Origin of the sequence: Tropicibacter alexandrii (genome assembly GCF_003667315.2) — a bacterium.
GTDB classification, from domain to species: domain Bacteria; phylum Pseudomonadota; class Alphaproteobacteria; order Rhodobacterales; family Rhodobacteraceae; genus Tropicibacter; species Tropicibacter alexandrii.
Window position 1 is genome coordinate 61,549 of the sequence record NZ_RCTZ02000011.1, and the last position, 24,736, is coordinate 86,284.

General features: G+C 64.5%; 21 protein-coding genes and 2 tRNA genes. 13 read left to right on the top strand and 10 right to left on the bottom strand.

Features of this window, described 5'->3' with window-relative positions; translation table 11 throughout:
- Positions 1 to 84 precede the first annotated feature (84 nt).
- Positions 85 to 3,132, top strand: coding sequence for a hypothetical protein (locus tag D8Z78_RS14865; protein ID WP_121631606.1), 3,048 nt, complete (start codon positions 85 to 87; stop codon positions 3,130 to 3,132).
- A gap of 81 nt (positions 3,133 to 3,213) precedes the next feature.
- Here D8Z78_RS14865 and hppD read toward each other — a convergent pair whose 3' ends face one another.
- Positions 3,214 to 4,311, bottom strand: a complete 1,098-nt coding sequence (gene hppD / locus D8Z78_RS14870; RefSeq protein ID WP_121631605.1) for a 4-hydroxyphenylpyruvate dioxygenase — start codon at positions 4,309 to 4,311, stop codon at positions 3,214 to 3,216.
- A 123-nt stretch (positions 4,312 to 4,434) separates the two neighbouring features.
- Between hppD and D8Z78_RS14875 the strand changes: the two genes are divergently transcribed.
- Positions 4,435 to 4,911 carry an Lrp/AsnC family transcriptional regulator gene (locus tag D8Z78_RS14875; protein ID WP_121631604.1) on the top strand — a complete coding sequence of 159 codons (477 nt, stop codon included), beginning with the start codon at positions 4,435 to 4,437 and terminating at the stop codon, positions 4,909 to 4,911.
- A gap of 146 nt (positions 4,912 to 5,057) precedes the next feature.
- Here D8Z78_RS14875 and D8Z78_RS14880 read toward each other — a convergent pair whose 3' ends face one another.
- Positions 5,058 to 7,460, bottom strand: coding sequence for an ATP-dependent helicase (locus tag D8Z78_RS14880; RefSeq protein ID WP_121631603.1), 2,403 nt, complete (start codon positions 7,458 to 7,460; stop codon positions 5,058 to 5,060).
- 90 nt (positions 7,461 to 7,550) lie between these two features.
- On the bottom strand, positions 7,551 to 8,231 hold the full coding sequence (locus D8Z78_RS14885; protein ID WP_121631602.1) for a hypothetical protein: 681 nt from the start codon (positions 8,229 to 8,231) through the stop codon (positions 7,551 to 7,553).
- Between the two features lie 123 nt (positions 8,232 to 8,354).
- On the opposite strand from D8Z78_RS14885, the gene D8Z78_RS14890 reads away from it, so the two are divergent.
- Entirely contained in the window at positions 8,355 to 9,497 is a 1,143-nt protein-coding gene (locus D8Z78_RS14890; protein WP_121631601.1) for an alpha-hydroxy acid oxidase, read from the top strand.
- Here the strand turns inward: D8Z78_RS14890 and D8Z78_RS14895 are convergent.
- On the bottom strand, positions 9,474 to 9,899 hold the full coding sequence (locus D8Z78_RS14895; protein ID WP_164932976.1) for a BLUF domain-containing protein: 426 nt from the start codon (positions 9,897 to 9,899) through the stop codon (positions 9,474 to 9,476). The two genes, D8Z78_RS14890 and D8Z78_RS14895, sit on opposite strands and share 24 nt — an antisense overlap.
- A gap of 195 nt (positions 9,900 to 10,094) precedes the next feature.
- Here D8Z78_RS14895 and D8Z78_RS14900 point away from each other — a divergent pair, with 195 nt between their 5' ends.
- From D8Z78_RS14900 to D8Z78_RS14940, 9 genes are all read left to right on the top strand, one after another.
- Positions 10,095 to 13,538, top strand: coding sequence for a pyruvate carboxylase (locus tag D8Z78_RS14900; protein ID WP_121631599.1), 3,444 nt, complete (start codon positions 10,095 to 10,097; stop codon positions 13,536 to 13,538).
- Entirely contained in the window at positions 13,535 to 14,035 is a 501-nt protein-coding gene (locus D8Z78_RS14905; protein ID WP_121631598.1) for a YegJ family protein, read from the top strand. The genes D8Z78_RS14900 and D8Z78_RS14905 overlap by 4 nt, the downstream gene beginning before the upstream one ends.
- 163 nt (positions 14,036 to 14,198) lie before the next feature.
- Positions 14,199 to 14,747, top strand: a complete 549-nt coding sequence (locus D8Z78_RS14910; RefSeq protein ID WP_121631597.1) for a DUF2314 domain-containing protein — start codon at positions 14,199 to 14,201, stop codon at positions 14,745 to 14,747.
- A 104-nt stretch (positions 14,748 to 14,851) separates the two neighbouring features.
- Positions 14,852 to 15,733 (top strand): helix-turn-helix transcriptional regulator, encoded by an 882-nt coding sequence (locus D8Z78_RS14915; RefSeq protein WP_121631596.1) that lies wholly within the window; start codon positions 14,852 to 14,854, stop codon positions 15,731 to 15,733.
- 104 nt (positions 15,734 to 15,837) lie between these two features.
- Positions 15,838 to 15,912, top strand: a tRNA-Gly gene (locus D8Z78_RS14920).
- 57 nt (positions 15,913 to 15,969) lie between these two features.
- Positions 15,970 to 16,044, top strand: a tRNA-Gly gene (locus D8Z78_RS14925).
- Positions 16,045 to 16,168: 124 nt separating this feature from the next.
- The gene (gene hisB, locus D8Z78_RS14930; RefSeq protein WP_121631595.1) at positions 16,169 to 16,756 is read left to right on the top strand and encodes an imidazoleglycerol-phosphate dehydratase HisB; all 588 of its coding nucleotides are present in this window, start codon (positions 16,169 to 16,171) and stop codon (positions 16,754 to 16,756) included.
- An 82-nt stretch (positions 16,757 to 16,838) separates the two neighbouring features.
- Positions 16,839 to 17,474, top strand: coding sequence for an imidazole glycerol phosphate synthase subunit HisH (gene hisH, locus D8Z78_RS14935; protein ID WP_121631594.1), 636 nt, complete (start codon positions 16,839 to 16,841; stop codon positions 17,472 to 17,474).
- A complete protein-coding gene (locus tag D8Z78_RS14940) occupies positions 17,471 to 18,145 on the top strand; it encodes an adenine nucleotide alpha hydrolase (protein ID WP_121631593.1) in 675 nt (224 codons plus the stop codon). The genes hisH and D8Z78_RS14940 overlap by 4 nt, the downstream gene beginning before the upstream one ends.
- On the opposite strand, the gene D8Z78_RS14945 is transcribed toward D8Z78_RS14940, so the two are convergent.
- Complete coding sequence (locus D8Z78_RS14945; protein WP_121631664.1) at positions 18,138 to 18,524, bottom strand: DUF2147 domain-containing protein; 387 nt, start codon at positions 18,522 to 18,524, stop codon at positions 18,138 to 18,140. The genes D8Z78_RS14940 and D8Z78_RS14945 overlap by 8 nt on opposite strands.
- 134 nt (positions 18,525 to 18,658) lie before the next feature.
- On the opposite strand from D8Z78_RS14945, the gene hisA reads away from it, so the two are divergent.
- The gene (gene hisA / locus D8Z78_RS14950; protein WP_121631592.1) at positions 18,659 to 19,381 is read left to right on the top strand and encodes a 1-(5-phosphoribosyl)-5-[(5-phosphoribosylamino)methylideneamino]imidazole-4-carboxamide isomerase; all 723 of its coding nucleotides are present in this window, start codon (positions 18,659 to 18,661) and stop codon (positions 19,379 to 19,381) included.
- 104 nt (positions 19,382 to 19,485) lie between these two features.
- On the opposite strand, the gene D8Z78_RS14955 is transcribed toward hisA, so the two are convergent.
- From D8Z78_RS14955 to folE2, 5 genes are all read right to left on the bottom strand, one after another.
- Positions 19,486 to 21,057, bottom strand: coding sequence for a thiamine pyrophosphate-binding protein (locus D8Z78_RS14955; RefSeq protein ID WP_121631591.1), 1,572 nt, complete (start codon positions 21,055 to 21,057; stop codon positions 19,486 to 19,488).
- Between the two features lies 1 nt (position 21,058).
- Positions 21,059 to 22,507: a TrkH family potassium uptake protein gene (locus D8Z78_RS14960; RefSeq protein WP_121631590.1), complete on the bottom strand. Its 1,449-nt coding sequence runs from the start codon at positions 22,505 to 22,507 to the stop codon at positions 21,059 to 21,061.
- 94 nt (positions 22,508 to 22,601) lie between these two features.
- Complete coding sequence (locus D8Z78_RS14965) at positions 22,602 to 23,141, bottom strand: AprI/Inh family metalloprotease inhibitor (protein ID WP_121631589.1); 540 nt, start codon at positions 23,139 to 23,141, stop codon at positions 22,602 to 22,604.
- Between the two features lie 65 nt (positions 23,142 to 23,206).
- A complete protein-coding gene (locus tag D8Z78_RS14970; RefSeq protein WP_121631588.1) occupies positions 23,207 to 23,443 on the bottom strand; it encodes a hypothetical protein in 237 nt (78 codons plus the stop codon).
- Positions 23,444 to 23,582: 139 nt separating this feature from the next.
- Positions 23,583 to 24,683: a GTP cyclohydrolase FolE2 gene (folE2, locus tag D8Z78_RS14975; protein ID WP_121631587.1), complete on the bottom strand. Its 1,101-nt coding sequence runs from the start codon at positions 24,681 to 24,683 to the stop codon at positions 23,583 to 23,585.
- Positions 24,684 to 24,736 lie beyond the last annotated feature (53 nt).

Consider the following 24,736-nt stretch of genomic DNA (forward strand, 5'->3'; position numbering starts at 1 on the left):
TGCGTCGGCAAAGAGTTGCTATAGACTGTTCAAGGACTGCATAAGGACTCCAACCGGGTCCGAAGGACTGGTAGAACCCGCGCCATGGTACCGAATTTTGCGCTCTCTCTCTCTTTCGAAGGCATCGCCCTGCTGCGCCGCATGGGTGATGTCTGGGCCCGTATCGACGATGTGTCCTTCGAGGCCGATGACCTCGATACGGCCATGGCCGCGCTGCGCGACAAGGCCTTGTCGCTGGACCCGAAAGGGACCGATGTCGTCCTGATCCTTCCGAACGAACAGATCCGCTACATGGATCTGCCCGACCTCGGCGGTGACGAGATCGCGCGCGAGATCGCCATCCGCGCCGGATTGGACGGTGCGACGCCCTACGAGGTCAAGGACCTGAGCTTTGACTACACCCTCTCGGACGGGCAGATTCAGATCGCCGCCGTCGCCAACGAAACGCTGGACGAGGCGCAAGGCTTTGCACGGGTGCATGGGTTCACCGCGATCAGCTATGCCGCGCAGGCCCCCGACGGGCAGTTCGACGGCGCTGTCTTCTTTGGCAAGGCCAAGTCGTGGCGCAGGGCCGCGCGCCGGTTGCCTCGGGCCATCGAGATCGTGCCCGCCGACGAGGCGGCGCTGACGCCGCTGGCCGCGCCCGAGCCGCAACCCACGACGCCCGAACCCCAGATCGCCATGGCCTTCGACACGGTCGAGGAGAAACCGGTCGAAATCGACGCAGCGGACCAGACGCCCGAGCCGTCCTCTGACGCGGACCCGGTGAGCGACACGGACGCCGCCCTGCCCAAGGCGCAGGAACCCGAGGCGACGGCGGATGCCGACGCCGCCGCCCCGGACGCAGCCGAGGACACGCGCGAGCAACGCCGCGCCCGTCGCGCCGAACGGCGCGCCAGACAGCAGGCCGAGACCGCCGCGCCCCTGCCCGACGCGGATGAGGCCGACACGGACAGCGATGATGCCGAAGCCCCGCAGGCCATCACGCCCGCCCCGGCGCAGGACACGGGCCCCGCCCCGACGGTCCGGTCGGACCCCGAACCGGGACAAGCGCCGCCCTTGGCCGGTGTCAAGCCCGAGGACCACGAGGCGCCGACCGCCGTGCCGGTGAGCTTCTCGACCATCCGCGCCAGCCGCACCGATGGCGCCACCATTCCGCCAGCGCCGCGCGCGCTCAAACTGGGCGATACCGCAGAGCCGACCCGCGTCGAGCCGCGATTTCACCCGGTTCTGGGCGGCTCGAAAGCTGCGGTGGACGAGTCGGCCGCGCCGAAACTGTCGGCGCCGGAGCGCGCCGAGCCGCCCGCCGATGCGGATACACCGCCGCAGAAGGAAAAGCGCAAGGGGTTGCTGGCCGGTAAGGGCGCGAAGCTGAAGCGGGGCCTCGACCGAGGCAAGGACAAGCGCAAGCCGGAGCGGGACACGCCCTCTCCGCAGGCGCCGAAATCCCCGATCCTGGCAAAGCCGGAGCCCGAGGCGCCCTCCGTTGCGAAACCCGCGGACAGCGCCCCCGGCGCAGCGGCCGCCGCCGCCGCGGCAGGCCTCGCCGCTGCTGCCCCAATGGCCCCCGGACCGCAGGCAAAATCGCCGTCGCCCCTGACCCGATTGGCCGCGATGCGGGGCGATGCCGCGACGCAGGGTCCCGTGCCGACACCGGAGCCCGCCACCACGAAGAAACCCAACGCCGTCTTGTCCCGCCTGTCCCAGAGCCGGAACGCAAGACCCGGCCTCGCCGCCCCTGCGGGCGGTGCCTCGGTCGCGCTCAATGAACGCGAGCGTCTGACCGTCTTCGGCATGCGCAAGGATCAGAAGATCGGTGGCAAACCGCGCTTTCTCGGCCTGATGCTGACGGCGGCCCTGCTGCTTTTCCTGATCGGCGTCGCGGCTTGGGCTTCGGTGTTCCTCGACGAGGGGCTCGCCTCGCTGTTCCGCCGCGACGAGACCCGGACCGAGGTGGCCAGCCTGCCCGCGCCGGACGCACCCGAAGCCGCCCCGACGGCGCTTGTCGACCCCCAAGCCCCAGCCGCCCCCGAACCTGCCGCCCCCATAACCGCCGCGCCCGACCCCGAGGCCGAAGCGGAGGAGGATGTCGAACTCGCGGCGCTGGACAGCGAGCCGGCCGTGACCGATGCACCCGAGCCGCTGGCTCAGCCCGTCGAGCCACGAATCCTGACCCCCGAGGAAGCCACGACCACCTATGCGGCGACCGGCATCTGGCAGCGGACGCCCGGCGCGCCGTTGCTGCCGCCTGCGGATGGCGTCGATGACGTCTATGTCGCCTCGATCGACCCGAATGTTCAGCAATTCGACGCGGTTGCCCTGCCGCAGCCCTCCGGCCTTGCCGCCGATGCCGCGCTGGAAGATCCGGGCCTGCCCCCGCCAGCGGACATGACCTTCGATTTCGACGAGCGTGGCTTGATCCGGGCCACTCCGGAAGGGGCGCTGACGCCCGAGGGCCTGCGCATCTTTACCGGGCGGCCCGACGTGATCCCACCGTTGCGGCAAGCCGCCCTGACACCGCAACCCGAGGCGCGACTCGATGCGCCGGAAGATGCCGAGGCGCTGGACCGCCTGCAAGCTTTCCGCCCCGAAGCGCGCCCCGATGACATCATCGAACAGCGCGAGCGCGCGACACTGGGCGGCATTTCGCGGGACGAACTGGCCGCCATGCGCCCGGTCCTGCGCCCCAGAACCGTGCAGGAAGAGGCCACCGAGGCCGAACCCGAGGAACCCGCCACCGCGCAGGCCGTGACCGCGTCGCTCGTGCCGCTGTCACGTCCGCGCAACATGGAGGCCATCGTGCGCCGGGCCGAGGCACAGCGCCCGGCAGAGCCCGTCCAGCAGGCCGCCGCCGTGTCCCAGCCGTTGACCCCAAGCGGCCCGACCGCGACCAGCGTTGCCCGCGCCGCGACCGATCCGAACGCGATCAACCTGTCGAAGATCAACCTGATCGGCGTCTATGGCACCCCGTCCAACCGACGCGCGCTCGTGCGCCTTCCCGGCTCGGGTAAGTATGAGAAAGTCAAGACCGGGGACCGGCTCGACGGTGGGCGCGTCCAGTCGATCAGCGAGAGCGCCCTTGTCTATGTCAAGAACGGACGCGCCATCACCTTGCAGATGCCGCGCGGCTGACGCTTCCCCCGCGCATGAAAAAGGCCGGCCCCGCAGGACCGGCCCAATCGACGGCGCCGGATTGCCAGCGCCGCTCCTCCCTTACTCGGCGGCGTGCAATTCACCGTTTTCGATCTGCTCGCGCTCGATCGACTCGAAGAGCGCCTTGAAGTTGCCCTCGCCAAAGCCGTCATCGCCCTTGCGCTGGATGAACTCGAAGAAGATCGGCCCGATCACCGTCTTGGAGAAGATCTGGAGCAGGATCTTCGTCTCGCCCCCATCGACCACACCTTCGCCATCGATCAGGATGCCATGTTTCTTCATGCGGTCGACGGGCTCGTCATGGCCCTTCACCCGGTCAAAGCTGAGATCGTAATAGGTGTCCGGCGGGCCGGGCATGAATTTGAGGCCGCTCTCGGCGATCTGGTCGGTCGCGTCATAGATGTCGCGCGCGCCCACGGCGATGTGCTGGATGCCCTCGCCGTTATACTTCTTGAGATAGGCCACGATCTGCCCGGTCTCGCCCCGATCCTCGTTGATCGGGATGCGGATGCGCCCGCAAGGCGAGGTCAGCGCACGGCTGAACAACCCGGTAAACTTGCCCTCGATATCGAAAAAGCGGATTTCACGGAAATTAAACAGGTCGCCGTAAAAGCGGAACCAAGTGTCCATGTTCCCCTTGAAGACATTATGCGTCAGGTGGTCGAGATACCAGAAGCCCACGCCCTTGGGCTTGGACTGCGCAATCCAGTCGAATTCGTCATTGTAGGGCGAGGTGTCATAATATTGGTCGGTGAAATAGATCAGGCTGCCACCGATCCCCTTGATCGCGGGCCAGTCCACGGTCTTGTCGGTGCCCAGATACGGCTCTGCCCCGTTTTTGACCGCGTGGTCATAGGCGTGCTGTGCATCCACCACGCGCCAAGCCATCGACGGCGCGCAGGGCCCGTGTTCCTCGACGAAGCGCGCGGCAAAGCTGTCAGGCTCGGCGTTCAGCACATAGGTGATGTCGCCCTGCTGCCACAACTCGATGGCCTTGGTCTTGTGATTGGCAACGTGTTCGTATCCCATCTTGCGGAACAGCGTGCGCAGCTCTTCGGGGTCGGGATGGGCGAATTCGACGAATTCGAAGCCGTCGGTGCCCGCCGGGTTTTCGTCGGTGATGGTTGCCTGCGGGGCATCATGCGGGAAGGGTCCCATGGTCAAACCTCCTGTTCGTGTCGCGTTTGACCGAAATTGTATCTTGCTGCACGCGCGGAATGTGCGCATTCTCCCATGAAATCAGCCGATACACACAGCTTTCCCGCAGAATAGTGAGCTAACATGCTTGAATCCCGCACCACGCTCGATCCGACGGATATTGCCCTGCTGGCCTTCCTGCAAAGGAATGGCACGGCCACGTCACAGGAACTGGGCGCAGAGCTGAACCTTTCGGCCAGCCAAGCGGGGCGGCGACGGCAACGGCTTGAGGAAAACGGCGTCATTCAGGGCTATCGCGCACGGCTCGACCCGGCAAAGCTGGGTCTGCATGTGCAGGCCTTCGTTCAGGTTCAACTGGCCAGCCACGGCACGGAACAAGGCGCGGCCTTTTCCCGCCTCTTGCGCACACGCGCCGAAGTCACCTCGGCCTGGACCATGACGGGCGAGGCGGATTACCTGCTTCGGGTGTTCTGCGAGGACCTGCCCGCGCTCAACCGGCTGATCCACGAGGTTCTGCTGGCCCATCCGGTGGTCGCGCGCGTACACAGCCAGATCGTCATGGACCAACCCAAGGCCGACGCCCCTTTGCCAATCGGATGAAGGGGCCTTGCCCCTCGGCCTTCGGCCTCACCCCAAGGTATTTTTGGACCAAAGAAGACATGAGCGGTCGTCCGAGCTTCTTTGGTCCCAAAGTACCTCGGGGGGCCGACCGCAGGGAGGTGGGGGCAGAGCCCCCTGCCGCGCTCTCAAAATGGCACGTCATCCGCAGAGACGATGAATCGTGCCACAACCTTCTTCGTGCCGGATTTGTCGAACTCGATCTCCAGCTTGTCGCCCTCGATCGACATGACCTCGCCATAGCCGAACTTCTGGTGAAAGACGCGGTCGCCGACCGTGTAAGCCGAGACCGCCGTCAGGTCGATGGTCGTGGTTCGGCTTTCCCGCGGCTGGCTGACCGGGCGCGTGCCCTGACGGTCCTGCAAGCGGCGCCAGCCGGGCGAGTTGTAGACATTCGCCTCCGCCGCGCGGGTTTCGAGGGTCGAGGACATCGGCGCGCCCCCCATGCCACCGCCATAAAGGCCCGGCGGGGTCAGCACCTCGACATGGTCCTCGGGCAATTCATCGATGAAGCGGGACGGCATCTGTGATTGCCACTGGCCGAACACGCGCCGGTTTCCGGCAAAGGAAATCGTGCAGACCTCCTCGGCGCGGGTGATGCCGACGTAAGCCAGACGGCGTTCCTCTTCGAGGCCCTGAATGCCGCTTTCATCCATGGAACGTTGCGAGGGGAACAACCCGTCTTCCCAGCCCGGCAGAAAGACCACGGGGAATTCCAGCCCCTTGGCGGCGTGTAGCGTCATGATCGAGACCTTGGCCCCGCCATCGTCGCTGTCATTGTCCATGACAAGCGCGACATGTTCCAGAAACCCTTGCAGGTTTTCAAAGGATTCCAGCGCCTTGACCAGCTCCTTGAGGTTTTCGAGGCGGCCCGGCGCCTCGGGCGTCTTGTCGTTCTGCCACATCTCGGTGTAGCCGGATTCATCAAGAATGATCTGCGCCAGTTCCACATGGGTGACCTCCGGGCGGCCCGGCATCGGCATCGTCTCATCATCCAGCACGTCGTCCGAGGCGACCGGCACCGTCGCCCGGGTCATCCGCCCCCAACGGGCGATATCGACGACCAGTTGGCCCAGCGCCTTGGCGCCCTTGCCCTTGATCTCGCCCTGTTCGATGGCCAGCGCGGCACCGTCCAGAAGGCTGACGCCTTGCGCACGGGCGATCCGTTGAATGGTCTGCTGGGCCTTGTCGCCAAGGCCGCGTTTGGGCGTGTTGACGATGCGTTCAAAGGCCAGATCGTCGTCCGGGGACGTCACGATACGGAAATAGGCCATCGCATCGCGGATCTCCATCCGCTCGTAGAAGCGCGGCCCGCCGATCACGCGATAGGGCAGACCGATGGTCAGAAACCGGTCCTCGAAGGCCCTCATCTGGTGGGAGGCCCGCACCAGAATCGCCATGTCGTCCAGCGAATAGGGGCGCATCCCGCGCGTGCCGCCCTGCATCGACTCGATCTCTTCGCCGATCCAGCGCGCTTCTTCTTCGCCGTCCCAATGGCCGATCAGGCGGACCTTTTCGCCCTCCTGCGCCTCGGTCCACAGCTCCTTGCCCAGACGGGTGGTGTTGCCGCGAATGACGTTCGACGCGGCCGCCAGAATGTGCGGCGTCGAGCGATAATTCTGTTCCAGACGGACCACCGCCGCGCCCTCGAAATCCTTTTCAAACCGCAGGATGTTGCCGACCTCGGCGCCGCGCCAGCCATAGATCGACTGGTCGTCATCACCCACGCAGCAGATGTTGCGGTGCTTCTGCGCCAAGAGCCGCAGCCACATGTATTGCGCGGTGTTGGTGTCCTGATACTCGTCCACAAGGATGAAGCGGAACCAGCGCTGGTATTGCTCCAGCACGTCCGGGTGCAGGCGGAAGATCGTGACCATGTGCAACAGAAGGTCGCCGAAATCGACGGCGTTCAACTCGCGCAGGCGTTCCTGATACTGCTTGTACATCTCGGGGCCACGATGGTTGTAGGCCCCGGCATCGCCGCTGGGCACCTTGTCCCATGTGATCGCGCGGTTCTTCCAATCGTCGATGATGCCGGACAGCATGCGCGGCGGCCAACGCTTTTCATCGATGCCGGCGGCCTGAATCAGCTGCTTGAGCAGACGCAACTGGTCATCGGTGTCGAGGATGGTGAAGTTCGATTTCAGCCCGACCAGTTCGGCGTGGCGGCGCAGCAGCTTGACGCAGATCGAGTGGAAGGTGCCGAGCCACGGCATGCCCTCGACCGCCTGCCCAAGCATGCCCGCCACGCGTGTTTTCATCTCGCGTGCGGCCTTGTTGGTGAAGGTCACCGACAGGATCTCGTTCGGACGGGCGCGTCCCGTCGTCAGAAGGTGGACGATTCGCGCGGTCAGCGCCTTGGTCTTGCCCGTGCCCGCGCCCGCCAGCATCAACACCGGACCGTCGAGTTGTTCGACGGCGGCGCGCTGCTGCGGGTTGAGCTGATCCAGATAGGGCGTCGGCCGCGCAGCCATGGCGCGGGCGGAAAGCGAGGACGCCTCGAAAGCGTCGAATTCGTCAAAGCTGCTCATGGCAGCAATCTAGCGCCTCGGCGCGCAAAGGGAAAGAGCGTGTTCGCGCTCCGTTCTTCCCTTGCGCATCAGGTTCCTGTGGATATCCGCTCAGGCGGCGACGGTTTGCGCCGATCGCCCGCGACGGATCGAGGAAAACACCGGCGACACTGCCCGGGTGCGAGGCACTTCGCCGTCGCCGCGGGCGACGCGGGCGATCTGGCCACCTTCGTCCTGCAGGATACGGGCGACCGCGACACCGTGATCGCTGACCACGCGCGCGACTTGCGGCTCGGGCTGCGGCTCCGGCTCCTCCCAGATCGAGGCGCGGGGCGCGGGTTCATCCCAGCCGGGCTGCGGCGAGGTGAGCTTGATATCATCCTCGCTGGGCATGCGCTGCGCGGTCTCTTGCGCGGTAATCGGGGTTTCCTTTTGCTGAACGACTGAGGCCAGCGCCAGCTTGGCGGCGACGCTGGGGGCCAGATCGGCGCCAAGGACGCAGCTCATCGACGGGAAGGCCTGCACCATGCGGTCGGTATCGCCGGACACGTCCGGGGTCAGCGCGATGGTCACGAGGTTGGGGTTGCGGCGTTCGGCCATGCGCACCACCTCGGCAAAGCGTTTGCCGACGCTGCGCCTGTCGATCACCAGAATATCGACGCCGAACCGGTCGATACAGGTCAGCGCGACGGGCACCGCGCCGGTGCCGGTGATCTGCACCCCCTCTTCGAGAAAGGCCAGTTGCCCCTGCTCGAGACGGCGCGGATTGTTGTCCAAGATCAGTGCATACATCGTGGTATCCCCCTAAAGATAGCCTGTTACCGGGATAGGAAGATTCACTTAAAAAGTGCTGAAGATTTCCGGGGCGTTTTAGAGGAATTGCATGCATCCCCGGAAAAAGGCACTGATCGAGGCATGGACCTGCACAGCCGATACATGACGATTGCCGACCTGCGCGCGCGGGCGCGTGGGCGCGTGCCGCATTTCGCATGGGCCTATCTGGACACCGCCACCGGGACCGAGGCGACCTTGCGGCGCAATCGCCGCGCGCTGGACCGGGTGCTGTTCACGCCCTCGATCCTGCATGGCGAGGTCGCTGCCGATCTGACCACGGCCTTGCTGGGGCGGGACTATGCGCTGCCGTTTGGCGTCGCGCCCGTCGGGCAGTCCGGGTTGCTCTGGCCCGGCGCCGAATCGATGCTGGCGCGGGCGGCAACGCAGGCCGCCCTGCCCTACACGCTGTCGACGGTGGCCAATGCCACCCCCGAAGAGATCGGCCCCCTGACCGGCGGGCATGGCTGGTTCCAGCTCTATCCACCGCGCGACATCGAGATGCGGCGTGACATGCTCGCGCGCGCCCGCGACAGCGGTTTCGACACGCTGGTGCTGACGGTGGATGTGCCTGTCGCCTCGCGCCGCGAACGGCAGGTCAAGGGCGGGCTGGTGCAGCCGCCCCGCCTGACGCCCCGGATTCTTGCGCAATGCGCGCTGCGCCCGGCTTGGTCCCTCGCCCGGGCCAAGGCGGGCATGCCCCGGATGAAGACGCTGGACCGCTATACGCAGGACGTGACCGCACGCGACCCGACAGCGCATGTGGGCTACCTGCTGCGCACCGCGCCCGACTGGGACTATCTGCGCTGGATCCGCGACGCGTGGGACGGTCCGCTGATCGTCAAAGGGGTGCTGCGGGCCAAGGATGCGATTCGCCTGCAAAGGGAAGGCGTGGACGCGATCTGGGTCTCGAACCATGCCGGTCGGCAATTCGACGCCGCCCCGGCCAGCATCGAGGCCCTGCCTGCGATCCGTGCGGCCTGTTCGCTTCCGATCCTTTTCGACAGCGGCGTCGAGAGCGGGCTCGACATCTTGCGCGCCATCGCGCTTGGTGCGGATTTCGTGATGATGGGCCGGGCATGGCACTACGCGGTCTGCGCGCTTGGTCGCGATGGGCCTGCGCACATGGCCGAAATGCTCCGGCGCGACCTCGTTGCCAATCTCGGCCAGCTTGGAGTCGCCCATCCGCGCGATTTGCGCGGGTTAGCCCACGTCGCGGAAGCTTGAGAAGAAGTTGCGGATCATGATCGCCACCCGGCGGTCGCCGCGTTCGATATCGGGCAGCAAGGCCCGCACCGCGTCGAAGGCCCGGACCCCCGGCGCATTCGGCAGCGTCGTCGCCGGTCGCGCAAACGCCATGGACCATTCCGCAAACAATCGCTGATCGACCTCGCCCGCAAAGACGCGCATGATCTGGCGATGCATGGTATTCGCCTCGATCCGCTTTACGCAGGCCATGACCGCCGCCTGCTCCCCCTCGAGGAATTGCAGGAAGTTGTTGTCGTGGAACATCAGCAAACCGGTGATACCGTCGCGGGCATTGTTGATCTGTGCATGGGACAGGATGGATTCGAGATCCTCGGGCGTGATTTGCCGCGCTGCCGTGCTGAGATAGATAATACGATACATCCACCGGTCCGCCATGCCTGCCTGACCCGTAGTCTAGAAGCGACCTCCTACAGACAGGTTAACGCAAACAAATTTGCAAACCATTTCAGGGTTTGCGATTAATTTGCAAACCCCCTTGCGCTGCATCGCGGCATACGCCTTTACTTTTGCACCAGACGAACCGCCCCTCTTGGGGCCTGCCCTGAAAGGACAGATATGCCCGAGTTCCAGAAGATCCTCGTTGCCAACCGTGGCGAAATCGCCATCCGCATCATGCGCGCCGCCAACGAGATGGGAAAGAAGACCGTCGCGGTCTATGCCGAGGAAGACAAGCTGGGGCTCCATCGTTTCAAGGCCGACGAGGCATACCGGATCGGTGAGGGTCTGGGGCCGGTCGCGGCCTATCTGTCGATCGAGGAAATCATCCGCGTGGCCAAGGCCAGCGGGGCTGACGCGATCCATCCGGGTTATGGCCTGCTGTCGGAAAACCCGCAATTCGTGGATGCCTGCGATGCGGCGGGCATCACCTTCATCGGGCCGCGCGCCGAAACCATGCGCGCCCTCGGCGACAAGGCCAGCGCCCGCAAGGTGGCGATCGAGGCCGGTGTTCCGGTCATCCCTGCGACCGAAGTGCTGGGCGATGATTTCGAGGCAATCGCAAAGGAGGCCGAGGAAATCGGCTATCCCCTGATGCTCAAGGCATCGTGGGGGGGCGGTGGCCGTGGCATGCGCCCGATCAACGACGCCAAGGAGCTGAAGGAAAAGGTTCTGGAGGGACGCCGCGAGGCCGAGGCCGCCTTTGGCAATGGCGAGGGCTATCTGGAAAAGATGATCATTCGCGCCCGCCACGTCGAGGTGCAGATCCTTGGCGACAAGCAGGGCAACATCTATCACCTGTACGAACGCGACTGTTCGGTGCAGCGCCGCAACCAGAAGGTCGTGGAACGCGCCCCCGCGCCGTATCTGAGTGAGGCCCAGCGCGAAGAAATCTGTGAACTTGGCCGCAAGATCTGCGCCCATGTGAATTACGAATGCGCCGGTACGGTCGAATTCCTGATGGATATGGATACGGGCGCGTTTTACTTCATCGAGGTCAACCCGCGCGTGCAGGTCGAACATACCGTGACAGAGGAAGTCACCGGCATCGACATCGTGCAGGCCCAGATCATGATCGCCGAGGGAAAGTCGCTGTCCGAGGCCACCGGGCGTGCGTCACAGTACGATATCCGCCTGAACGGTCACGCGCTTCAGACCCGGATCACGACCGAGGACCCGACCAACAACTTCATCCCCGATTATGGCCGCCTGACCGCGTACCGCTCGGCGACCGGTATGGGCATCCGTCTGGACGGCGGCACGGCCTACGCAGGCGGGGTCATCACGCGCTATTACGACTCGCTGCTGGTCAAGGTCACGGCCAAGGCGCCGACGCCGGAACAGGCGATCCGCCGGATGGACCGCGCCTTGCGTGAATTCCGCATCCGCGGCGTGACGACGAATATCGAATTCGTCATCAACCTGCTGAAGCACCCGACCTTCCTGAACAATCAGTACACGACCAAATTCATCGACACGACGCCCGAGCTGTTCGACTTCAAAAAGCGGCGTGACCGGGGCACCAAGGTGCTGACCTATATCGCCGATATCACGGTGAACGGGCACCCCGAGGTCGCAGGCCGGCCCAAGCCCGCCGCCGATCTGAAACCGGCCCGCGCGCCGCAAGTCCCGCTAGAGGCCCCCGCCCCCGGCACGCGGACGCTGCTGGAGGATAAGGGCCCGCAGGCTGTGGCCGACTGGCTTCTGGCGCAGGACAAGCTGCTGATCACCGACACGACCATGCGCGACGGGCACCAGTCGCTTTTGGCCACCCGGATGCGGTCCATCGACATGATTCAGGTCGCCCCCGCCTATGCGCATAAACTGCCGCAACTGTTCAGCGTCGAATGCTGGGGCGGTGCCACGTTCGATGTGGCCTATCGCTTTCTTCAGGAATGCCCGTGGCAGCGCCTGCGCGACCTGCGCGTGCGCATGCCCAACCTGATGACCCAGATGCTGCTGCGCGGGGCAAATGGCGTGGGCTACACCAACTACCCCGACAACGTCGTGCAGTTCTTCGTCAAACAGGCGGCGGAAACCGGCGTCGATGTCTTCCGCGTGTTCGACAGCCTCAACTGGGTGGAAAACATGCGCGTCGCGATGGATGCGGTGCTGGACAGCGGCAAGGTGCTGGAGGGGACGATCTGCTACACCGGCGACATCCTCGACCCGGACCGTGCGAAGTATGACCTGAAATACTACGTCGCCATGGGCAAGGAGCTGCGCGATGCGGGCGCTCATGTGCTGGGCCTCAAGGACATGGCGGGCCTGATGAAGGCCCCCGCCGCCGGTCCGCTGGTCAAGGCCCTGAAAGAAGAGGTCGGCCTGCCCGTTCACTTCCACACGCATGACACATCGGGCGCTGCGATCTCGACCATCGTCGCCGCCGCTGCTGCGGGCGTGGATGCGGTCGATTGCGCCATGGATGCCCTGTCGGGCAACACCTCGCAGCCGACGCTGGGTTCTGTTGTCGAGGCCTTCCGCTTTACCGAGCGCGACACGGGGCTGGACATGGCCGCGATCCGCGAGATTTCCAACTACTGGGAGGCGGTGCGCGGCCAGTACGCCGCATTTGAGTCCAGCATGCAGGCCCCCGCCTCGGAGGTCTACCTGCACGAAATGCCCGGCGGGCAGTTCACCAACCTCAAGGCACAGGCGCGGTCGATGGGTCTGGAAGAGCGCTGGCACGAGGTCGCCCAGACCTATGCCGATGTGAACCAGATGTTCGGCGATATCGTGAAGGTCACGCCCTCGTCCAAGGTGGTGGGCGACATGGCCCTGATGATGGTGTCCCAAGGGCTGACCCGCGCCGAGGTCGAGGACCCGAAGAAGGACCTGTCCTTCCCGGACTCGGTGATCGACATGATGAAAGGCAATTTGGGCCAACCCCCGGGCGGCTGGCCGAAGGCGATCCAGAAGAAGATCCTCAAGGACGAGAAACCCTTTACCGAGCGCCCTGGCCTGCGCGCCGAACCCGTGGATATCGAAGCCAAGCGTGCCGAGGTCTCGGCCCAGCTGGGCGATATCGAGATCGATGACGAGGATCTGAATGGCTACCTGATGTACCCCAAGGTCTTCACCGACTACGCTCAGCGGCATGAGACCTATGGCCCCGTGCGCGTGCTGCCGACCAAGACGTTCTTCTACGGGATGGAACAGGGCGACGAGATCACCGCCGAGATCGATCCGGGCAAGACGCTGGAAATCCGACTTCAGGCGGTGGGCGAGACGCAGGATGACGGCGAGGTGCGGGTGTTCTTTGAACTCAACGGCCAACCGCGCACGATCCGCGTGCCCGACCGCAAGGCCAAGGCGTCGAGCGCGGCGCGCCCCAAGGCCGAAGTCGGCAACGCCAACCATATCGGCGCGCCCATGCCCGGTGTGGTGGCCAGTGTCGGCGTCAAGCCGGGCGATTCGGTCAAGACCGGTGATCTGCTGCTGACCATCGAGGCGATGAAGATGGAAACCGGCCTGCACGCCGAACGTGACGCGGTGGTCAAGGCGGTGCACGTGCAGGCAGGCGGCCAGATCGACGCCAAGGACCTGCTGGTCGAGTTGGAGTGACCCGGCGTGGCCTGATCCTGTCCCTGATGCTGCTGGCGGGCACCCCCGCCGCAGCACAGGACGAGGTGATCGATTATGTCGCCGACGATCCACGCATGAACGCCGCCATGGCCGCGGCGCTGAAACATCTCGACCCGGTTCTGGCGCTGGTCGTCAACGAGGATGGCACGCCCCACCCGGCGCTCAACCTCAAGGTCGCCATTCCCATCCGCATGGGGCCGGTGACGGATGAGATCATCTGGATCGAGACGATCGGGCGCGATGATGCGACGTTTATTGGAACCTTGGCCAATGAGCCGATGCATTTCGAAGGCGCAATCGGGGACCCGGTGCGATTTGAAAAAGGTCAGATCCGCGATTGGTCGATCCTGACCTCAACCGGACAGATGTTCGGCCACTACACCACCCGCGTCATGCTGGACGACCTCTCCGACGCAGAGGCCGATGGCATCCGTGCGATCCTGACCCCGGACCCCTTGCCCGCAGGCCTGCAATAGCGGGTCGGTGCCTCCCGTGGAAACCTGAAGTAGGATGGGTGATCACCCATCCTACCTCCTTGAAATCCTCTGAAAATTCCGGTTTTCCACAATCATGCGAGGTTGCCCCCGCCGAACTCGGTCGCTAGTGTGAAACAATCGACCTTTGGGGGAAGGATCGTCCATGCGGGCCGCCCTGATCGCTGTGCTCCTCAGCCTTGCCACCGCGCCCCTCGCGGCGGAGGTCCCGGTTCTGCGCGTGCAGTCCAGCGATTACGCCACGGCGAAAGCCATCGGTGAAGCGCAGCGCACCCTGCCCGCCGCCATCGGTGCCATGCAGAAATCCCATGGTCGCTTTTCGCCGTCTTTGTCCTTCAAGGTTGCTCTGCCCACACGCGGGCCGGAACGGGTGGAGATGATTTGGGTCGATCAGATCCGGCGCTTTGGCACCGGGTTCAAGGCACGCCTTGCGGGCCATCCCCGACACCTGCCCCGCCGCATCCGCGACGAGGTGCATTTCGACTACAGCCAGATCGCCGACTGGGCGGTGCAGGCCGTCGACGGCCGTTTCTACGGCTATTACACCACCCGCGTGCTGCTGGACCGGGCCAGCGGAAAGCTGGCCGACGACATCCGCGCCACGCTGGTGCCGCGCCCCTTGCCACCCGACTGGCGGTTCAATCCCGGCGGTCCGGAACCGGTCCTGCCCGATGAGGATGCCGAGGCCGACTGACCGGAGCAGACCGAAAACCACCCTTGCAGCAAGCAAGGTATTCCAGACCCGCCAATAGGGAATTCCCGACTGTCTTTCCCCCTGCCGACGCGCAGGATGGAGCCATGGAACATCATGACGGAACCCCTTTGCGCGCAACGGAAAAATTCCTGCCCGAAAGGCTGCTCGCCTTTCTGCTGGGACTGGAGCGCGCCCGCTCGACCGAGATGGTCTGGGCCCTGATCCTCGACCTTGCCGAAGGGCTGGGCCTGACCGTAGTCGACTATGTCTATGCCAGCGATTTCGAAGACTGGCAGCAGGTGCAGTTCATCCGCACCACCTTCGATTCCCGCTGGCTCGATCACCTCGCGCAGTTTCCCCATATTCGGCAGACCTCGAATTTCCGGATGCATGGATGCCGCTACCTGACGCCGGTCCTGATCGGTCCGGCCTATTTCGACCAGATGGGCGAGATAACCGCCGAAAAGCGACGCCATATACTGCTGGCCGCTGATATGGGGATGGAAGCGGGCGTGGCCTTCCCCTTGCGCATGGGCGATCCCGGACAAGCGGCCTTGCTGGCCTTTGGCGGGCGATTCAGCCGGGAGGCGTTCGATGGGCTGATTGCCCGGCACGCAACGACGCTTCAGATTGCCGCGCTCAGCGCGCATTCGCGCTATACCGAGCTGTTCAAGATGGAATTCCTCGACCGCGCCAGCCTGACCGAGAAGCAGATCGAACTGATCCGTCTGGTCGGGCGCGGGCTGATGGACAAGCAGATCGCGCATGAGCTGGGCATCTCGTTTTCCGCAGTCCGGCAACGGCTGGCCACGGTGCAGGCCAAGACCGGCGCCACCAACCGCGCCGATCTGGCCGCCATCGCCGCAAGAATCGGCCTCGTCCCCGATCCCCTGTTGAAGCCGCATGAAAACGACCTGACCGTCTTTCTGTCGACAGGCGATGGCCGCACCGGGACCGAACGCGCCCCCAGCCATGCCGCCGAATAGGCCAAAGCCTGCGGGGCGAAAAAACCTCGTCCCGGGGTGCAATTTTCCTCTTGCACCCCCGGGCGGCGGGCGGTAAACCCCCGCTCACACCAGCCAACTGGCACGCGGGCGTAGCTCAGGGGTAGAGCATAACCTTGCCAAGGTTAGGGTCGGGCGTTCGAATCGCCTCGCCCGCTCCAGTCGGAGGTGTCGCATAAGGGATTGGAAAGAAACCCGAGTGCACGGAAAAATGGTATGCGGGCGTAGCTCAGGGGTAGAGCATAACCTTGCCAAGGTTAGGGTCGGGCGTTCGAATCGCCTCGCCCGCTCCATTTTCCTCCTAATTTTCAGAGAATAGACCCAGACACCGCCATGCCAAGGTTTCTCTGCCTTGTCGGGCTTGAGGCCGGTGCTGTCTCGCGCCTATAAGGCGGCGAGTTTCAAGGGAGTGCGCCCATGCGCGAGGCAAGCGTCAGCCGCCAGACCGCCGAGACCGGCATCGAGGTCAAGATCAACCTCGACGGAACCGGGGTCTATGACAACCAGACCGGCGTCGGCTTTTTCGATCACATGCTGGACCAGCTGTCGCGGCATTCTTTGATCGACATGACGATCCGCGCGCAGGGCGATCTGCATGTGGACGACCACCACACCGTGGAGGATACCGGGATCGCCATCGGTCAGGCCTTGGTCAAGGCCTTGGGCGACAAGAAGGGCATCCGGCGCTACGGCGAGTGCCACCTGCCGATGGATGACACGCAGGTGCGTGCGGCACTGGACCTGTCGAACCGGCCCTTCCTCGTGTGGAACGTGGATTTTCCGACGGCCAAGATCGGGACGTTCGACACCGAACTGGTGCGCGAGTTCTTTCAGGCGCTGGCGACCCATGGCGGCATCACCCTGCATATCGACCGGCTGCACGGCTTCAATTCGCACCACATCGCCGAGGCCGCCTTCAAGGCGGTGGCGCGTGCGCTGCGCATGGCGGTGGAGCACGACGCGCGCGTGGCGGACAAGCTGCCTTCGACGAAGGGCGCACTTTGACGTTTCGGTCGGGTGCGAGGGGCGCCGCCCCTCGCGCTCCCCGAGGTATTTTTGGACCAAAGAAGCAGGGGGCCGCGCATCAATGCTGACGGCGATCATCGACTACGAAAGCGGCAATCTGCATTCGGCGGAGAAGGCCTTTCAGCGCATGGCGCGCGAGACGACCGGGGCCGAGGTTGTCGTGACGGACGACCCCGACGTGGTGGCCAAGGCCGATCACATCGTCCTGCCGGGGGACGGCGCCTTTCCGTCCTGTGCGGCGGCGCTGCGGGCCTCGGGCTGTTTCGACGCGATGGTCGAAGCGGTTGTGACGCGCGGTCGGCCTTTTCTGGGCATCTGCGTGGGCATGCAGTTGATGGCCCGCAAGGGGCATGAATATGAGACGGTCGACGGTCTTGGCTGGATCGATGGCGAGGTCGCATTGATCGAGCCGTCGGATGCTTCGCTGAAGGTGCCGCATATGGGTTGGAACGATCTGGTGGTGGATGTGCCCCACCCGGTTCTGGCGGGGATCGAGACCGGCGAACACGCCTATTTCGTGCATTCCTACCAGATGCGGATGGCCGATCTCGGTCAGCGCATCGCGCATGTGGATTACGGCGGCGCCGTCACCGCGATCGTGGGACGTGACACGATGATCGGCTTTCAGTTCCACCCCGAAAAGAGCGCAGGCGCGGGCTTGCGCATGATCGCCAATTTCCTGGAGTGGAAGCCATGACCGCCCCCAAAGCCATCGTCAGTTGGTCCTCTGGCAAGGATTGCGCCTGGGCGCTGCACGTGGTTCGCCAGTCGGGCGAGGTGCAGGTCGAGGCGCTGTTGACGACGCTGAACGAGCAATTCGACCGCGTTGCGATGCACGGCACGCGGCATGCGCTGCTCCGGGCGCAGGCGGCGTCGGTGGGCTTGCCTCTGGTCGAGGTGAACCTGCCCTGGCCTTGCTCCAATGAAGAGTATGAAAAGCGCATGGCGAAGGCCTGCGACGACATCCTTGCGCGCGGGATCACCCATGTGGTCTTTGGCGATCTGTTCCTGGAAGACGTGCGCGCCTATCGCGAAAAACAGCTGGACGGCACCGGGCTGACGCCGGTGTTCCCGCTGTTTGGCAAGGTCGGCGACACGCCAGACCTGGCGCGGCGGATGATGTCCGGCGGGGTAAAGGCGCGCATCGTGACCTGCGATCCGAAAAAGCTGGATGCCAGCTTTGCCGGGCGTCTGTGGGACGAAAGCCTGCTGGCCGATTTGCCCGAAGGGGTCGACCCTTGCGGCGAGAACGGAGAATTCCACACGGCAGTGGTCGACAGCCCGGATTTCAGCGCGCCCCTCGCCCATGAACTGGGCGAGGTCGTGACCCGGGATGGGTTCGTCTATGCGGATGTGATCCCTAGTTGACCCGCGCCCATTGCTGGGACGAGCAGATCAGACCACCGGCGACGCAGCCCTGCAATTTCACCGAATTGCCGTTCAGGGTCATCTTGCCCAGATAGACCTTGTTGTTGGACGGGCGCCAGACCTTGCCCTCGTATTTGCCGCCGCCCTGCGGGGCCATGTCGATGACGATCTGCTTGCCCTTGTTTTCCGAGTTGTACTCGGCACCGGAGGCCTCGTAGGTCTTGGAAATCACGCCGCACAGCTTCGCGCCACACGGCGCGATGGTCACATGCGCGAACTTGCCGTCATCGGGTTGCGTCTTCCAGACGCCCTCCAGCGGGTCGGCTTGGGCCGCTGCCGCCGTGAGCATCAGGATTCCTGCAATTGCCAAGTGTTTCATCATCGCTCCTCCCTTGATGATCCTGCCAGCTTGACGCGCAGGTCACCCGTCGTTCAAGCATGACGCGAGGTCGCCTTGCGTGTATCGTCGCGTCATACTAAATGGCGGCAAGGCTATGTAAGGGCAGCGAAATCATGATCCTCTATCCGGCAATCGACCTGAAGGACGGCAAGGCCGTGCGGCTCTTGCGTGGCGACATGGACAAGGCCACCGTGTTCAACGACGACCCCGCCGCGCAGGCGCTTGAATTCGTCGCCAAGGGCTGTGAGTGGCTGCATCTGGTGGATCTGAACGGCGCTTTTGCCGGTGAGCCGGTCAATGGCGCGGCGGTCGAGGCGATCCTGTCACAGACACAGACCCCCGCCCAACTGGGCGGCGGCATCCGCGACATGAAGACGATCGAGACTTGGCTGTCCAAAGGGCTGGCACGGGTGATCCTTGGGACGGTGGCAGTGGAAAACCCCGCACTGGTGCGCGAAGCTGCGACCGCCTTTCCGGGCAAGATCGCCGTGGGGATCGACGCCAAGGACGGCAAGGTCGCGACCAAGGGCTGGGCGAACGTGACGGACGTTGAGGCGGTGGAGCTCGCGCGCAGCTATGAGGATGCGGGCGTCTGCGCGATCATTTATACCGACATCAATCGCGACGGGGCGATGCAGGGACCCAACGTCGAGGCGACCGCCGCGCTGGCGCGCGCCGTGACGATCCCGGTGATCGCCTCGGGTGGAGTGTCCTCGCTGAAGGACCTGCGCGCCCTGCGCGATTGCGGCGCCTCGCTGAACGGGGCGATTTCGGGGCGGGCGCTGTATGACGGGGCGATCGACCTGAAAGAGGCGCTCGATGTGTTGAAGGGGTGACAAGGCCGTTCGAACGGCCTTGGACCAAGCGCCTTCGAAGGCGCTTGCAACGCGTCTTGCAAGACGCGTGATCCAAGGCGCTTCGAAGCGCCTTGCTGCCCCACCTAGCTCAGCCCGCGCGCCATGCGGATCAGCGTCGGCACGGGGGCGTGAAAGGCCTCTGCGACGGCATCCTTCAACTCGACCGATGTGCCCGGCTGGGCAGCGCGCGCGCCATAAGCCTTTGCAAGCGCGATGAAGTCGGGGTTGCGCGCAACCACCGCGTTGGGTGCGATCTGGGCGCCCACCATGGCATCCCGGATTTCCCCAAGTTCCGAATTATCCCAGACAAGGATCGGCAGGCTCAGCCCCAGTTCGACGGCGGTGCCCAATTCGGGCAGCGTGTATTGCAGGCCGTAGTCACCGGCAATCGCCACCGTCGGCAGACCGGGGCGCGCAACACTGCCCCCGATCGCGGCGGGCAGCGCATAGCCCAGCGTGCCAAATCCCGAAGGGTGATGCCACGCGGCACCCTGCGGCAGGTCCCACAATTCCAATGCCGCGTAGGCGAACTGGGTCATGTCGGAAAAGATCATCGCATCCTCGGGCATCACCGCCTGCAAGGCGGCAATGACCGAGGCCAGACCCGGGCGTTCCGCTGCAATCTCGGCGCGCCAGCGCACCTTGGTGGCCGCCACCTCGGTCGCGTCCCAGCAGGGCGCGCGGTCCTCGGTCCGCGCCGGGATCGCCACGGCCATGGCGCGCAGCAGCGCGCCGGCATCGCCCTGCACGCCCTCGCCCGTCAGCAGCTCGGGGTCGATATCGACCCGGATCATCCGACCGTCATATCCCAGATCGGCGCGCCACAGGTCCACCTCGGTCAGTTCACAGCCCAGCGCGACCACGAGGTCGGCCTCATTCACCACGCGCTGCGCGTCGGGCCGCGCCAGCATGGCACCGAAATGCAGCGGCGTGTCAGCGGGCACCAGCCCGCGTCCGGCAAAGGTGGTGAAGCTCGCCGCGCCGGTCATGCGCAGCAGGTCCGGAATCACCGCTGCCCCGCCGCGCGCGCCCCCTCCGAAGATGAACAGCGGCCGCTCTGCGGCCAGCACCGCCTCGACCACCCGCGTCATCCCGGCAAAGCCGACCTCGGGCAATCCCGGCGCGGCGCGCGGCGCGGGTGCGGGCTCGGCCAAGGCACCAAGGGCCGTGATCGGCAGGTGAATGGCCTTCGGACGGGCGCGCCGTGTGGCGAACTCTGTCAAGGCCCGGTCGATCAAGCCATAGGCCGCAGAAGGCGTGCGCGCCTCTTCGGACCAGTCGCAAACCGCGCGCCCCGCCCCGACCTGATCCAACATCTGGTGCAACTGCCCGCGCCGATGCGCGGTCTCGTCCAGACACGAGGCCAGCGCAAGGACCGGCACGCTGTCCGAATAGGCCTGCCCCAGTGCCGTCGTGGCGTTCAGGAACCCCGGACCCGTGATCAGGTAGCACAGCCCGGGCCGCCCGCTGGCCCGCGCATAGCCATCCGCCATGAAGCCGGCCCCCTGTTCGTGACGCGCCAGAACGTGCCGGATGCCCGCCTCTTCGATGCCGCGATACATCTCGATGTTATGCACGCCGGGGATGCCAAAGATCACCTCCACCCCGCGCGCCTTCAGCGCATGCGAAATCTGCGCCCCCAATGGTCTTTGCATCTTATCCCCTCCAGAATCGGACCGTGAACAGGGTCAACACGACCAGCAATTCCAGCCGCCCCAGCAGCATGGCAAAGCTCAGGATCCACTTGGCCGTGTCGTTCAACCCGGCGAAATTGCCTGCCGGGCCGATCTTGTCGCCGAGGCCCGGACCGACATTGGCAATCGCCGTCGCCGCACCCGAGATGGACGTTACGAAGTCGAGCCCCGTCAGGCTAAGCGCCACCGCGATCACCCCCAGCGACACCACGAAGAACACGAAGAAGGACTGGACCGAGGACATGACCTCATCGGTGACGGGGCGGCCGTCGAAACGCGGAATGAACACGCCATGCGGCGTGTAGATGCGCTTCAACTGGACCCGGATCGAGGAAAACAGGATCTGGTATCGGAAGATCTTGACCGAACAGGCGGTCGAGCCCGCGCAGCCGCCGATCAGGCCGATGAAGAAGAACATGGCGATCAGGAACGGCCCCCACAGCATGTAGTCGACCGAGGCATAGCCCGTCCCCGAGATGATCGAGGTGATGTTGAACAGCGCCTCGCGCACCGCCTGTTCCGGATGGTGCGGAAAGATCCACGTCAAGGTAAAGGAGGTCATCACCACCAAGACGGTGATCGTCCCCACGAAGGCCCAGATCTGGCTGTCTTGAAAGAACGCCCGGCGATTGCCGTTCACGATCTGAACGTAGCGGACGAAGGGCAGTGCCGCGAGGATCATGAAGACCGAGGCGACATATTCGGCAGGCCCCTGAAAGGTGCCGAAGGACGCATCGTAATTGGCAAAACCGCCGGTCGAGATCGTCGTCATGGCATGCACCGTGGCATCGAACGGGTTCATGCCCGTCAGGATGTAGGCCCCGGCACATGCCAGCGTCAAAGAGACGTAGATCGTTGAAATCGAAGAGGATATCTGGGTGGCGCGAGGCAGGATCTTGCCCATCGTCTCGAAGCTTTCCGAGCGGAAGACCTGCATCCCCCCGACCCGCAATTCCGGCAGGAACACCATGGCCACGACAATGATACCGATCCCGCCCAGCCATTGCAGCAGACCGCGCCACAACAACAGGCCCTTGGGCAGATCGTCCAACCCCGACAACACCGTCGATCCGGTTGTCGTCAGGCCCGACATGGCCTCGAAGTACGCATCGGTATAGCTGCTGGCGGTCTCTCCCAGAACGAAGGGCAGCGCGCCGAAGACGGGCAGCGCCGCCCAGACGCCGGTGGTCAGCAAGAAGGTCTGCTGCAGCGTCAGGCCTTCCTTGACGGCGTTGGAACAGGCCAGCGCGATCAACCCGCCCGTGAGGATGGTGATCATCGCGCTTTCGAGGAAGACAGGCCATTCGCCCCGCCCCTCGGCCAGGTCCACAAGCAGCGGCAAAAGCATGGTTGCGCCGAGGCAGGCCACCAGCAGGCCGATCACGTAGGCGACGGGTCGGATGTCGAACATGGCCAAAGCCTTGGCGGCGGCGCATGGGGAAGTCAAGCGACCACGCACCCGGTCGCTGCGGCAGGGCGCACAAGGGCGCCCCGCCCTGCCCGCATCAGCGGAACATCACCATGCCACTGCCTTCGAGACGGTTGGCACCGGTGGCGCGCAACCCGGCAACCCGGGCGCCCATGGTGTCGTAGAACACCACTTCGTTGCCGACGAGGTTCCACTTCGACGTGCCGAACATGGTGTCCGAGAAACAGCCCATCGGCGACATCGACCGGAAATTCCCGAACTGCTGCGTGCGCAGGGTGACCGAGCAGGTCTTGCCATCGGCCTGTTGCAGCTTCCAGACACCGGCGTAATCCTCGGCGGTGTTGGCGCTGGCGGCGGCACCACCGAACAGCGCACTCACCAGCGCGCCGGAATCCACGGACAGGCTGGCGCTTTTCTTGGTGGTCTTGACGGTCCCGTCGGACAGGACCTCTGTCTTGGTGATCTCGGACGATTTGCCGATCGTCTGATTGCCCGAGGGCTGGATGACCGGCTTGGGCGCAGGCTGCATCGGCGGGGTGGAATCGGTCTGGCAGGCGGTCAGGAACAGAACGGCGGCGATGAAAGACACCGTCCGTGTGGTCGTGCAGAAAGGCATAGAAAAATTTTCCTGTGGTTTGATCCTTCAAGTGTTAATAGTGCTAAAAAAATTGTTCCGTTCGGTCAAGAATTTGAGGGCCCGACAAACAAATCCCTGAATACATACGGAAGAATATCGTCGCGCCGCAGCCCCATCGCGGCGAGATCCGCGTCGCTGGCCGCTTCGAGCGCGATGATCTCGCGCAATCGAGCGCGGCGCAGGCGCCCGGGATTGTAGCCAAATCCCCGGCTTGTAAAGAAATGGTCGATCTTGGCGTTCAGGGACGTGTGCCCCATCGAGAGTTGGACATTGTCGCGCATTTCGGAAACCTTCCTTTCGGAGCGTCGGTTTCCTCCCATCCCGAGCAGCCTAGCACGGTTCCGGTGAACCAGACGTGAAAGCCCGCCTTGACGCTTGGTCAGGCGGGCTCACATCCGTGTCAGTGCTGAAAGATCAGGCTTAGCCGACGTGGAACAGCGTCGAAAACAGCTTGGGATCGAGGCTGTCCTGAGCGAATGTCTCGCCCTCGGTCAGAACCGAAACCGCATCATGGCTGTGCAGGCTTTCCTGATGGCTGGCCACAACCCGGAAATCGCCGATGCGCCCATCGTCTTCGAGCGCGCCGGCAAACAGACGTGCCGCGTCCTCGACAAAGATCGGGTTGGCGGCGTTCAACTCGGCAAAGGCCTGCTCGTCCTCGCGCTTGACCATAACCTGGGTTTCGGTCGGGACCGCGTCGCGGCACATCTCGATCAGGTCCTCGAACCAGAGGCAGGACTTGCCCACCAGTTCGACCGACAGACGCGCGACCGACCGCTGCGAATGCGGCGTGGCCAATTGCCCGCGCGCGCGCCGCGCATGTTCGGACAGCTCCAGCGAACACGGGCAGGTCGACGAGTAGACATAGTCGAGATGCAGGATCTTGCGCCGCACCCCGTCCCGTTCGATCAGTTCCAGCGCGATGTCGTAATATTGGTAGCCCGTCAGGCCCGAGCGCAGAGACTTGACCTTCATCGGGAAGGAAAAGCGCATGTTGATGCGGGCGTCAAAGCTTTCGAGGTCGGACTTGTAGTCGTCCAGCGCCGCCTCGATCACCTCGAAGCTGAAGGTCTTTTCCGCGTGGGCATAGAAGGACCGCATGATGCGGCTCATGTTGATGCCCTTCTTGTCGGCCTCCAGCGAGACGGTGCCAGTGACGCTGGTTTCCAGCGTCAGGTCGCCATTGTCGCGGGTATGGTAGCGGATCGGCAGGCGGAAATTGGAAATGCCGACATGCTGGATCGCGCGGTTCGCCCCCTTGATCAGGCTGCTCGGGCCGTTCTGAAGGTCGGGCAAGCTGTCCTTGTAGGCGCCGTCGACCGCGAAATCCTCTGGATATTCGCGACGCAGGGCCGGATAGGTTTGCGGCTCGGCATCGCGCACGAACTGACGCAGGGTGGGATCGAGCGTGTCGATCTCGGCCTGATGAGCCCCTTCGGCCCAATGCCGCAGCAGCGCGAGCGCGGCTTCCGCCTCCTCGCGGCTGGGTTTGCGGTCGATTTCCGGTGTATGCATGTTCATGGGAAGGCTCCCTGACCCGTTTGTCACCCTGATACATAGGGAAACCGCGACGC